The 11,552-nt window shown below is 69.3% G+C and carries 12 protein-coding genes; 8 read left to right on the top strand and 4 right to left on the bottom strand.

Going from position 1 to position 11,552, the window contains the following annotated elements; genetic code table 11:
* Window positions 1-38: 38 nt before the first annotated feature.
* The 3 genes from KR541_RS15800 to KR541_RS15790 all read left to right on the top strand — a co-directional run bounded on the left by KR541_RS15800 (window position 39) and on the right by KR541_RS15790 (window position 2,948).
* Complete coding sequence (locus KR541_RS15800) at window positions 39-998, top strand: complex I NDUFA9 subunit family protein (RefSeq protein WP_050014254.1); 960 nt, start codon at window positions 39-41, stop codon at window positions 996-998.
* A gap of 64 nt (window positions 999-1,062) precedes the next feature.
* The gene (locus KR541_RS15795; protein WP_050014255.1) at window positions 1,063-1,710 is read left to right on the top strand and encodes a glutathione S-transferase family protein; all 648 of its coding nucleotides are present in this window, start codon (window positions 1,063-1,065) and stop codon (window positions 1,708-1,710) included.
* Window positions 1,707-2,948, top strand: coding sequence for a multifunctional CCA addition/repair protein (locus KR541_RS15790; RefSeq protein ID WP_050014256.1), 1,242 nt, complete (start codon window positions 1,707-1,709; stop codon window positions 2,946-2,948). Before KR541_RS15795 ends, KR541_RS15790 begins: the two co-directional genes overlap by 4 nt.
* Before the next feature lie 64 nt (window positions 2,949-3,012).
* Here the strand turns inward: KR541_RS15790 and KR541_RS15785 are convergent, their stop codons facing one another.
* A complete protein-coding gene (locus KR541_RS15785; RefSeq protein WP_050014257.1) occupies window positions 3,013-3,792 on the bottom strand; it encodes a helix-turn-helix domain-containing protein in 780 nt (259 codons plus the stop codon).
* A gap of 373 nt (window positions 3,793-4,165) precedes the next feature.
* Between KR541_RS15785 and KR541_RS15780 the strand changes: the two genes are divergently transcribed.
* Complete coding sequence (locus tag KR541_RS15780) at window positions 4,166-6,016, top strand: M24 family metallopeptidase (protein WP_089488899.1); 1,851 nt, start codon at window positions 4,166-4,168, stop codon at window positions 6,014-6,016.
* Between the two features lie 57 nt (window positions 6,017-6,073).
* Here the strand turns inward: KR541_RS15780 and KR541_RS15775 are convergent, their stop codons facing one another.
* The 3 genes from KR541_RS15775 to flgA form a co-directional block, all read right to left on the bottom strand.
* A complete protein-coding gene (locus KR541_RS15775; RefSeq protein WP_050014259.1) occupies window positions 6,074-6,514 on the bottom strand; it encodes a flagella synthesis protein FlgN in 441 nt (146 codons plus the stop codon).
* A 78-nt stretch (window positions 6,515-6,592) separates the two neighbouring features.
* Window positions 6,593-6,922 carry a flagellar biosynthesis anti-sigma factor FlgM gene (flgM, locus tag KR541_RS15770; RefSeq protein ID WP_050014260.1) on the bottom strand — a complete coding sequence of 110 codons (330 nt, stop codon included), beginning with the start codon at window positions 6,920-6,922 and terminating at the stop codon, window positions 6,593-6,595.
* A gap of 117 nt (window positions 6,923-7,039) precedes the next feature.
* The gene (flgA, locus tag KR541_RS15765; RefSeq protein ID WP_124631183.1) at window positions 7,040-8,278 is read right to left on the bottom strand and encodes a flagellar basal body P-ring formation chaperone FlgA; all 1,239 of its coding nucleotides are present in this window, start codon (window positions 8,276-8,278) and stop codon (window positions 7,040-7,042) included.
* 204 nt (window positions 8,279-8,482) lie between these two features.
* Here flgA and flgB point away from each other — a divergent pair, with 204 nt between their 5' ends.
* From flgB to flgE, 4 genes are all read left to right on the top strand, one after another.
* Window positions 8,483-8,971: a flagellar basal body rod protein FlgB gene (flgB, locus tag KR541_RS15760; RefSeq protein WP_050014261.1), complete on the top strand. Its 489-nt coding sequence runs from the start codon at window positions 8,483-8,485 to the stop codon at window positions 8,969-8,971.
* Window positions 8,972-9,026: 55 nt separating this feature from the next.
* Window positions 9,027-9,452: a flagellar basal body rod protein FlgC gene (gene flgC, locus KR541_RS15755; RefSeq protein WP_050014262.1), complete on the top strand. Its 426-nt coding sequence runs from the start codon at window positions 9,027-9,029 to the stop codon at window positions 9,450-9,452.
* 67 nt (window positions 9,453-9,519) lie between these two features.
* Window positions 9,520-10,266 (top strand): flagellar hook assembly protein FlgD, encoded by a 747-nt coding sequence (locus KR541_RS15750; protein WP_050014263.1) that lies wholly within the window; start codon window positions 9,520-9,522, stop codon window positions 10,264-10,266.
* 27 nt (window positions 10,267-10,293) lie between these two features.
* On the top strand, window positions 10,294-11,535 hold the full coding sequence (gene flgE / locus KR541_RS15745) for a flagellar hook protein FlgE (protein WP_050014264.1): 1,242 nt from the start codon (window positions 10,294-10,296) through the stop codon (window positions 11,533-11,535).
* Window positions 11,536-11,552 lie beyond the last annotated feature (17 nt).

Below are 11,552 nucleotides of genomic sequence, written 5' to 3'. Positions count from 1 at the left end.
CGCGCGAGACGCGGCAGTGTTCTTTTGAGGCCCACATCATGGATCGCCAGACCGTCGCGCTGCTGGGCGGCACCGGCTTCATCGGCAGCCGGCTCGTCAATGCGCTGATCGACGCCGGCAAGCACGTACGGATCGGCACGCGGCGGCGCGACCACGCGCGCCACCTGCAGATGCTGCCGGTCGACATCGTCGAACTCGATGCGCTCGACACGCGCACGCTCGCGCGCTTCGTCGCCGGCGCGCACGCGGCGATCAACCTGATCGGCGTGCTGCACGGCGGCCGGGGCACGCCGTACGGGCCCGGCTTCGAGCGCGCGCACGTTGCGCTGCCGGCCGCGCTGGCGACCGCCTGCACCGAGGTCGGCGTGCAGCGCCTGCTGCACATGAGCGCGCTCGGCGCCGATTCGCACGGCGCGAGCATGTACCAGCGCTCGAAGGGCGACGGCGAAGCCGCGCTGCATGCGGTCGCGGCCACCGATTCGCTCGCGCTGACGATCTTCCGGCCGTCGGTCGTGTTCGGCCCGGGCGACGCCTTCCTCAATACGTTCGCGAAACTGCAGCGCACGGTCCCCGTGCTGCCGCTCGCGATGCCCGACGCGCGTTTCCAGCCGGTGTTCGTCGGCGACGTCGTGCGCGCGTTCGTCAACACGCTCGATCTCGCGGGTGCGCACGGCAAGACCTACGAACTCGGCGGCCCGACCGTCTACACGCTCGAGCAACTGGTGCGCTACTGCGGCACGCTGGTCGGTCGGCAGGCACGCATCGTGCGGCTGCCCGACGCGCTTGCGCGGCTGCAGGCGAGCGTGTTCGAATGCCTGCCGGGGGAGCCGGTGCTCACGCGCGACAATCTCGCGACGATGTCGGTGCCGAACGTGCTGTCGGGGCCGCTCGCGCCGGAACTCGGGCTCTCGCCCGCGAGTCTCGAAAGCATTGCGCCCGCGTATCTCGGCGAAGCGCCGACGCGCTCGCGGTTCGACTGGTTCCGCTCGCGTCGCTAATACCCGCGGGGCGCCGCCGGTCGGCGCCTTTCGTTTCCTGTTTCGCATTTTTCGGAACCCCGTCATGAAGCTCGTCATTGGAGACAAGAACTACTCGTCGTGGTCGATGCGGCCGTGGCTGCTGCTCGCGCATTTCGGCATCCCGTTCGACGAGATCGTGGTCGAACTGCGCCGCGACGACACGGCCGCGCGCATCCGCGAATACTCGCCGACCGGCAAGGTGCCGTGTCTGGTCGACGATCACGGCGCGGCGATCTGGGATTCGCTCGCGATCGCCGAGACGCTCGCCGAGCGCTATCCGCAATTCCCGATGTGGCCGGCCGACCCGCTCGCGCGTGCGCATGCGCGCTGCGTGTCCGCCGAGATGCATTCGGGCTTCTTGGCGCTGCGCACGCAGATGGGCATGAGCATCCGCGCGTCGATGCCGGGGCGCGGCGCGACGCCCGACGCGCTCGCCGACGTCGCGCGCATCGACGCGCTGTGGAGCGAATGCATCGAGGCGTCGGGCGGGCCGTTCCTGTTCGGCGAATTCGGGATCGCCGATGCGATGTATGCGCCCGTCGTGATGCGCTTCAACACGTATGCGCCGGCGCTGTCGCCGGAGGCGGCCGGCTATGCGGCGCGCGTGACGGCGCTGCCGGCGGTGCAGCGGTGGATCGATGCCGCGCGCCGCGAAACCAACGTGATCGCCGAATACGAACCGCAGCCATGAACATCTACGCAGTAGGCGGAGCGATCCGCGACGAATTGCTCGGCGTGCCGGTGCAGGATCGCGACTACGTGGTGGTCGGCGCGACGCCCGAGCAGATGGCCGCGCAGGGCTTCCGGCCGGTCGGGAAGGATTTCCCGGTGTTCCTGCATCCGCAGACGCAGGAGGAATACGCGCTCGCGCGCACCGAGCGCAAGACGGCGGCCGGCTATCACGGCTTCCGGTTCCATTACGCGCCGGATGTGACGCTCGACGAGGATCTCGCGCGGCGCGACCTGACGATCAACGCGATGGCGCGCGAGGTGAGCCCGGAAGGCGCGCTGGTCGGCCCGGTGATCGATCCGTTCGACGGGCAGGCCGACCTGCGCGCGCGCGTGTTCCGGCACGTGAGCGACGCGTTCGTCGAGGATCCGGTGCGGATCCTGCGCATCGCGCGCTTCGCCGCACGGTTCGCGGATTTCACGGTCGCCGACGAAACGCTCGCGCTGATGCGGCGGATGGTCGACGCGGGCGAGGTCGACGCGCTCGTGCCCGAGCGCGTGTGGCAGGAAATCGCGCGCGGGCTGATGGAGGCGAAGCCGTCGCGGATGTTCGCGGTACTGCGCGACTGCGGCGCGCTCGCGCGCATCCTGCCGGAGGTCGACGCGCTGTGGGGCGTGCCGCAGCGCGCCGATTACCACCCGGAAGTCGATACCGGCGTGCACGTGATGATGGTCGTCGACTACGCGGCGAAGCAGGGCTATTCGCTGGCGGTGCGCTTCGCGGCGCTCACGCACGATCTCGGCAAGGGCACGACGCCCGCGGACGTGCTGCCGCGCCACGTCGGCCACGAAAGCCGCAGCGTCGAGCTGCTCAAGCCGTTGTGCGAGCGGCTGCGCGTGCCGAACGAATGCCGCGATCTCGCGCTGGTGGTCGCGCGCGAGCACGGCAACCTGCATCGCGTGATGGAGATGGGCGCGGCCGCGCTGGTGCGGCTCTTCGAGCGCAGTGACGCGCTGCGCAAGCCGGCGCGCTTCGCCGAGTTGCTGCAGGCGTGCGAATCGGACGCGCGCGGCCGGCTCGGGCTCGATGCGCAGCCGTATCCGCAGGCCGAGCGGCTGCGCGTCGCGCTCGCGGCCGCGCGCAGCGTCGATGCCGGCGCGATCGCGCGTGGCATCGGCAGCGACACGGAGAAGATCAAGGAAGCCGTGCATCGCGCGCGGATCCAGGCCGTCGCGCAGGCGCTCGCGATCGGCGAGTAGTCGACGAATAGTCGGCGAGTAATCGGCGCGGAACCGGGCGCGCGGCATGTGCGCCCGTCGGCCGTTACGGTTTCTTCCTGCGCGCCGGCGTCGCGGCCGCCGGGCGTTTGCCGGCGGCGGCGCGCGGCTTCGCCGAACCCTTCTTGTCGGCTGCGTCAACCTTGGACGGCCGCGCCGCGGCGGTGTCGCGAACATCCCGTCTGGGCGTCGGCGCACGGCGGCTCACGCGCGGCTCGGCGGGCTTCGACTGCCGGATTTCCGTCGTCGCGGACGCGAATTCCGCCGAACTGTCGTCGAACAGCGGCAGCGTGCTGACGGTGATCAGCTCGACCGGCCCGTCGCCGACATTGGCCACGCGATGCCGCTTGCGCGCGTCGAAGTGCAGCGAGTCGCCGGGCCCCAGCGGGTAATTCTTCCTGCCGACCGTGTAGCAGACGCGGCCGGCCAGCACGTACACGAATTCGTCGCCGCCGTGCGCGACCCATTCCGACCGGTAGCCTTCCATCATCTGCACTTTCAGCGCGTTGATCTGGCTGCCGTCGAACGTGGTGGACAGCCGTTCGTACCATTGCGACGCGGCGTCGAGCGCGTACGGCTTGCGGCTGCCCTCGTGCGAATCGGGCTGCGGCTGGCGAGGCTGCTCGATCAGCGTGCCGAGCGGCACGCCCAGCGCCTTCGCGACGTTGACGAGCGACGACAGCGAGATGCCCGTCAGATGACGCTCGACCTGCGACAGGAACCCGACCGACAGTTTCGCTTCGGTCGCGACTTCCAGCAGCGTCTTCTTCGCTTCCCGGCGCAGGCGGCGAATGCGCTGGCCGATACGCATGAGGTCTGAATCCATGAATCTCTTTCGTGGCAACGAGTCGGGGCGCGGGCACGGCGGCGGTGCGCTCGCCGGGGCGGAGGCCGGCGCATTGTACCGCGCAGCATCGCCGGGTGAATTGGCGCTGTGCCGGGATCCGCAGGCCGTGCGCCGATTTTAGTCCTACGAAAATTTTGGCTTGACCTCGATTTCGGCCTGCTCTAGATTCTGTCGCGCATCAAACAAAGTTAAGTGAGACGAAAATTTGCCGAGAGCGGCCGCTGGAACCGCGGCGCGGTCCGGCCGCGCGTCGCGCCATGCGCGACCTGCGCCGCGGCGACGTGTCGTGTCAGGCAGCAGCGCTGCCGCGACGCGCCGCTAGCCGCGGACAACAATGAATAACGGGCATCCGATGATCGACCGACTGAAATACAGCTTCTCCGGCCTTTCCCCGTACGACGCGTCCGTCGCCGAGACCCAGGCCGGCTTGTCGCGCCTGCTCGATGCCGCGCGACTCGACGCGGTGGTGATCACGTCGCAGGACGAGTACGTGACCGAGTACCTGCCGCGCAGCAACAACCCGCGCTACGCGGTGTCGGGCTTCGACGGCTCGGCGGGCTGCGGGATCTTCCTGAGCGCGGCGACCGCGCAGGCGCTTGGCGTGCCGCCGTTCGTGCTGTTCGTCGACGGCCGCTATCACTTCCAGGCCGACGAGCAGTGCGATCCGGCGCGCGTGCGCGTCGAGAAGCTCGGCATCGACGTGACGATCTGGCAGGCGATGGCCGACTGGCTGGTCGCGCACGCGAGCCGGCTCGCGCGGGTCGGCTACGACGCGCGGCGGATCAGCGTCGCGCAGCGCAACCGGCTGTTCGAGCAGACGCAGGCCGCGACGCTCGACTGGACGAGCCTCGCCGATCGCGAAATCGACCAGGCGATCGCGCTGCCGGGCTGGAACGTCGAGCGGCCGATCTTCGAGATTCCCGCCACGATGACCGGCCTGAGCGTCGCGCAGAACCTCGACACGCTGAACCGCCGGCTCGCCGCGCATACCGGCGCGGCCGACGGCAAGACCGCGTTCTTCACCTGCGCGTCGGACGATCTCGCGTATCTGCTGAACAGCCGCGGCTATCACATCCCGAATGCGTCGTCGCACCTCGGCTTCCTGTTCGCGATCGGTGCTCAGGTGGCGTTGTTCTTGCCGGAAGGCTGCGACCGCTGCGAGGTCGCGCTCGATTCGTATCCGGCGCTGCACGTGATCCGGCGCGACGTCGCGGCGCTCGAGCGCTTTCTCGCGCAGTTCGCGGTCGAGCACGTGTGCTACGGCTTCGAATCGGTGAACTGCGCGCTCGTCGACGCGGTGAACCGCGTGTGGCCGCACGCGCGGCATGCCGATTTCAACCCGGTCGAGGCGATGCGGGCGAGCAAGACGCCGGCGGTGCTCGACCAGTTTCGCGACGCGTTCGCGCGCAGCGCCGCGGCGATCGCCGAGACGATGCGCTGGGCAAAGACCGGCGAGCCGGGCGTGCGCCACACCGAGTACGACCTCGCGCGCACGATCAACGACGCATACGGCGCCCGTTCGGCGGTCGCGCTGTCGTTTCCGTCGATCGCGGCGAACGGCGCGAACAGCGCGTTCGCGCATTACACGGCGGCGAGCGCCGACGTCGAGCTGACCGAAGGCGAACTCGTGCTGCTCGACAGCGGCGCGTACTACGAAGCCGGCTTCGCGACGGACTGCACGCGCGTCGTGCTGCGTCGCACGCGGCCGGACACGGTCGCGCAGCCGTGGCAGCGCGAGATCTACACGGTCGCGCTGAAGGCCTGCATCAAGGGGCTCGTCACGCGCTTTCCGGCGAGCGCGACGGGCGGCGACGTCGATGCGCTGGTGCGGCAGGTGTGTCGCGATCACGGCCATGATTTTGGCCACGGCACCGGGCACGGCGTCGGGATTCACGTGCACGAGGGCGGCGTGCGGTTCGCGCCGGGCGCGCGGTACGGGCTGGTGCCGAATGCGGTGATTTCGGTCGAGCCGGGCATCTATTTGCCGGGCAAGGGCGGCGTGCGGATCGAGAACATCGTGATCGTGCGGCCGGACGACGCGCAGCCCGACACGGTGACGTTCGAGAACATCGTGACGGTCGGCTACGACTGGGACCTGATCGATCTGGATCTGCTGGACGACGCCGAGCGTGCGTACCTGCGCGACTACGAGCGGTTGTGCGTGGAACGCGGCACGCAGGTCACCGCGTGTCCGCTGTTGTAACGAAGGGAAGGGGACAGGCGCGGCTGCAGGGCGGCCGCGCGGTGCGACGTCGGCCGGTCAGCGCGCGAGCGCCGACACGCGTCCGTCGGGGCCGTACACGCCGGACGGCGCGGGCGCCGAGCGCAGCACCGCGAGCGCGCGCTCGTTGTAGTCCATCCGGATCCGGATCAGCATCCCGTTGTTCGCATTGGCCTGGCGCGCGCGTTCGGCGGCCTGTTGCAGCAGTTGCCAGCGGCTCGCGAGGCGCGCATCGCGCTCGGCCGCCTGGTCCATGCCTTTCTTGCCGGCCGGAAAGCCGAGCGCGGAAAGCTGCGTGTCGCGCGTGCGTTCGAGCTGCGCGAGCCGGTCGATCAGTTCGCTTTTCTTCTCGACGATGCCGGGCAGCATCTCGAGCGGCTCGGCCGTCGTCAGCGCCTTTTCCTCGTAGACGAGCAGGGACGCGAACGCCTCGATCGTCGCGTGTTCGTCGTTGACCGTGGCCAGCAGCTCTTCTCTCATCGCGTCATGCTCGTCACGCCGGTGCGTGCGGTGTCGCGCGCGCCGGCAAACCGGGTGACCCGGCCACGAGGCCGGGGCTTAGCTGCCCTGCGGGCGCTGCTGCTGCAGCAGTTCGCGGGCGGTGTTCAATACGCCGTCGGCAATCTTGTTCGCGTCGATCGTCAGCGTGCCGTCGTTCAGCGCGTCCTTGATCGACTGGACCAGACCCGTGTCGATATCGGCGTCGCCCGACGCGGATACCGAACGCAGCTGGCCGGACAGACCCGACAGGTTGACGTTCGTGTCGCTGCCGCTCGATCCTGCATCGGCTGCCTGTGCGGACGACTGGGCCGTGCCGGACGGCGCACGGGCCGCGCCGGTGCCGGTCGGCGCGAGGGGGCTCGGTTTCGGAGTGGAATCGATCTTCACGATGGGTTTCCTGTACGGTTTGACCCAGATAACGGCCGGGTCGGCCCGAACTTTAGCATCGCGAGCCCGAAATGCCCCGAATAAACAATTCTTTACATTTTTGCGGCAGATCCATCCCTACAGCGGAATTTCGACGGTGCCGGCGTCCTTGACGATCGCCGTGACGATCTGCCCGGCCGCCATCCGCACGCGTACCGACTGGCCCGGCGCCGCATTCGCGAGCACGCTGCCCTCGGCCGAAATCGTGAAGCCGGGGCCGGCCGCGACGACCCGCACCGTCTGGCCGGCCGACACCGACGCCGCGCTCTTCAGCATGTCCTGCCGCAGCGGTAGCCCGGCCGAGATGCGCGCGAGCGCGGTCGCGCCGACGGCCTGCGCGGGATCGGTGATCACCGCGAGCGGCAGCACCGTCAGGTCGCCGTCGCGCGCGACCAGGTCGGCCGCGGAGAGCGGCTCGCCGGGCGCGATCTGCCGCGCGGCGACGTAATAGGTGGCCTGCACGGCGACCTTCGCCTGCAGGTAGACGGTCCACGGCCGCTCGCCCGCGCAGCGCACGCCGACCGTCGTGCGGCCCCACAGGCGCGCGCCGGTCGGCAAGAACGGCTCGAGCGTCGTGCATGCGGCGAGCCCGCGCGGAAAGGCGGTCGTGACCGTCGCGGTGGTCTTGCCGGGCAGGCCGGCGATCTGCTGCTGCAGGAACGCGAGCGCCGCGCGCCGGATCGTTTCGGGGTCTTGCTGGCCGGGCGGCGTCGCGGGCTGGGCCGTAGCGGCGGCCGGAGCCGGGGCCGGGTTGGCGGAAGCGGCCGAGGTGCGCGCTGCCGCTGCGGCCGACGCGGCACGGGCTGCCGCGAGGCGCGCCGAAGCTGCCGATTGCGGCGCCGGCCGCGCGAAAGCCGATGCAGGCTCGGCCGTGCCGGCGACGACCGTCGCGATGGCGGCGGGGTCCGCCGCGCGCGGCGTCGTGCCGTACCCGGCGTTTGCGCGGGCGGCTGCGTAGACGGGGAGCGGCGCAGGGGCCTGCACAGCGGCCGGCGGCGGAACGCTCGTCACGACCATCTGGCCGGCCGGTTGCGCCGCGTAGCCGTCTCCGGTCGCGGCGCTCGCCGCGCCAGCCGCGCGCCGTCCGCCCGAAGCCGACGCCGAAGCGATCCCCGCATTCCCGCCGAACTGCCCGCCGCTCGCTGCATTGGCGTGCGCGAGCGCGGTTTCGGCCGTCTCGCCGCGCCCGGGAATCACGATCATCCCGTCATCGGCGTGCACGGCGGGCGCGGCGATCCACAGCGCCGCGGCGAGCGCGAACGCACGCCGGGCGTGCGTGAGCCGCCCGTTCCTGCCGCGAAGTGCGCCGCCCGTCATCGCCATGCCTCCGATCCGTTGATCCGCTTCGCATTCTAGGGAGCCGGGGCGTCGCGCAAACGATGAATAGAGGGGGCCTTTGCCGCGTTATTCGCCCGATTGCCGGTTGCGTCCCGCGCCTACCATCGCTGTCATGGAAAAAAGCCTCTCGGGTCGCCATCCGGTGCGAGGGGCGTGCAGCGCTTCATACGGAGAGACGCACACATGCTGGACAAACTCGATGCGGAATTCGCGTTCGGCCGACAGGCGCTCGACGTGCGCGCCTATCGGCAGGAACTGCTGTCGTCGAACATCGCGAACGCCGACACGCCCGGCTACCAGGCCCGCGACGTCGATTTCGCGTCGACGCTCGCGCGCTCGCTGAAGCAGACGGGCGGCGGGCTCGCGCCCAGCAACGCCGCGCAACTGCCGATGGCGCAGCCGGCCGGCGTGACGAGCGGCATGTCGATGGTGTCGACGGCGGCGGGCCACATGGCCGGCACCGCGAAGCTGATCCCGACCGGCGGCCCGTCGGACGACTACGGCCGCGCGCAATACCGGATGCCGCTGCAGCCGTCGCTCGACGGCAACACGGTCGATCTCGACGTCGAGCGTGTGCAGTTCGCGAACAACGCGCTGCACTACGAAACCGGGATGACCGTGATGACCCAGCAGATCAAGGCGATGCTCGCCGCGATCACGACGAACTCGTAACGAACTCGTAAGCGCCGGCCGCTTCCGAATCCGGCACCCAGCACAAGGAGCCTCCATGCCTTCGTTGATGAACATCTTCGGCGTCGCCGGTTCGGCGCTGTCCGCGCAATCGCAGCGCCTGAACGTGACCGCGTCGAACCTCGCGAATGCCGACAGCGCGACCGGCCCCGACGGCAAGCCGTACAAGGCCAAGCAGGTCGTGTTCGCGACCGATCCGATCGGCGGCGCGCGCAGCGCGTCCGGCCAGGGGGTGGGCGGCGTGCGCGTGACCAAGGTGATGGACGACCCGTCGCCGATGAAATCGACCTACGACCCGGCGAACCCGTCCGCCGACGCGAACGGCTACGTGCAGATGCCGAACGTCGACCCGGTGCAGGAGATGGTGAACATGATCTCGGCGTCGCGCTCGTACCAGGCCAACGTCGAGACGCTGAACACCGCGAAGACGCTGATGCTCAAGACGCTGACGATCGGCTCGTAAGCCGCGCGCCGCCCGACCTTTTCCTACCGAGACCCGGACCGACAGTTCCGACAGAAGGCCACCCAGGATGACTTCCTCCAACACGACGATCGGCGGCAACGGCACCAACGTGTCGACGCTGCCGACCGACACGATGAACACCAACAACGTGTCGTCGACCAACGGCACGTCGGCGAGCGACCTGCAGGCGACGTTCCTGAAGCTGCTCGTCACGCAGCTGCAGAACCAGGATCCGACCAGCCCGGTGGACAGCTCGCAGATGACGTCGCAGCTCGCGCAGATCAACACGGTGAGCGGCATCGCGCAGCTGAACACGTCGCTCACGTCGCTGTCGACGCAGCTCGCGGCCGGCCAGCAGACGCAGGCCGCGCTGCTGATCGGCACCAACGTGCTCGCGCCGGGCAACAGCGTCGGCGTGAAGAGCGGCGCGGCGTCGCCGTTCGGCGTGTCGCTCGCGAGCGACGTGTCGAACCTGACGATCACCGTGAAGGACAAGACGGGCGCCGTCGTCAACACGATCAACGCGGGCAAGCAGTCGGCCGGCACCGTGCCGTTCAACTGGACGCCGACGGACGCGGCCGGCAACGCGCTGCCCGACGGCGTCTACACCGTGAGCGCGCAGTACACGGGCAGCGACGGCAAGACGTATGCGCCGACCGTGCTCGCGGCCGCGACGGTGCAGAGCGTGATCAAGCAGGCGGACGGCACGGCGGGGCTCGTGCTGTCGAACGGCACGACGGTGGGGCTCACCCAGGTTGCGTCGATCTTCCCGAACACGAAGTCGTCCTCGACCGGCGACACCACCACCAACTGATCGAGTTTTCTCGTCACGGAGAGCGAAATGGGTTATCAACAGGGTCTGAGCGGCCTCGCCGGCGCATCGAACGCGCTGGACGTGATCGGCAACAACATCGCGAACGCGAACACGGTCGGCTTCAAGTCGAGCACCGCGCAGTTCGCCGACATGTACGCGAACTCGGTCGCGACGTCGGTCAACACGCAGATCGGCATCGGCACGTCGCTGAACTCGGTGCAGCAGAACTTCGGGCAGGGCACGATCAATACGACGAACTCGTCGCTCGACGTCGCGATCAACGGCAACGGCTTCTTCCAGATGTCGAACAACGGCGTGACGACGTACTCGCGCGACGGCACGTTCCAGCGCGACAAGAACGGCTTCATCGTCGACGCGCAGGGCCGTAACCTGATGGGCTACGCGGCCAACGCGGGCGGCGTGATCAACACCGCGCAGACCGTGCCGCTGCAGGCGCCGACCAACAACATCGCGCCGACCGCGACGACCAAGATCACCGGCCAGTTCAACCTGAACTCGCAGGACACGGTGCCGACCAAGACGCCGTTCAGCGCGACCGACAACACGACGTACAACTACTCGACCGCGATCCAGGTGTACGACTCGCTCGGCGGCTCGCAGGCGGTCAACATGTACTTCGTGAAGTCGGCGGCCGGCACGTGGGAAGCGTACGCGGGCGTCCAGGGCGGCGCGACGACCGATCTCGGCACGATCACGTTCGATACGTCGGGCGCGATCAAGAGCACGACGACCGGCACGCCGGCCGCGCCGACCGCGTCGCTCGGCCAGTTCCAGTTCACCGTGCCGAACACCGACGGCTCGGCGACGCCGCAGGCGCTGACGCTGGACCTGACCGGCACGACGCAGTACGGCGGCAAGGACGGCGTGAACAATCTCGCGCAGGACGGCTACGCGAGCGGCAGGCTCACCACCTACTCGATCGGCAGCGACGGCAAGCTGACCGGCAACTACTCGAACGGCCAGACCGCCGTGCTTGGCCTGATCGCGCTCGCGAACTTCAACAACCCGAACGGGCTGGTGAACCTCGGCGGCAACCAGTACGCCGAATCGTCGGCGTCGGGCGTGCCGCAGGTGTCGGCGCCGGGCAGCACGAACCACGGCACGCTGCAGGGCAGCGCGCTCGAGAACTCGAACGTCGACCTGACCTCGCAGCTCGTCAACCTGATCACCGCGCAGCGCAACTACCAGGCGAACGCGCAGACGATCAAGACGCAGCAGACCGTCGACCAGACGCTCATCAACCTGTAAGCGCGGATAACCGGCAG

Source organism: Burkholderia sola, from assembly GCF_905400185.1.
Classification (GTDB): domain Bacteria; phylum Pseudomonadota; class Gammaproteobacteria; order Burkholderiales; family Burkholderiaceae; genus Burkholderia; species Burkholderia sola.
The sequence above is the reverse complement of the archived record's forward strand: the minus strand, read 5'-3'. Positions and strand labels throughout refer to the sequence as shown.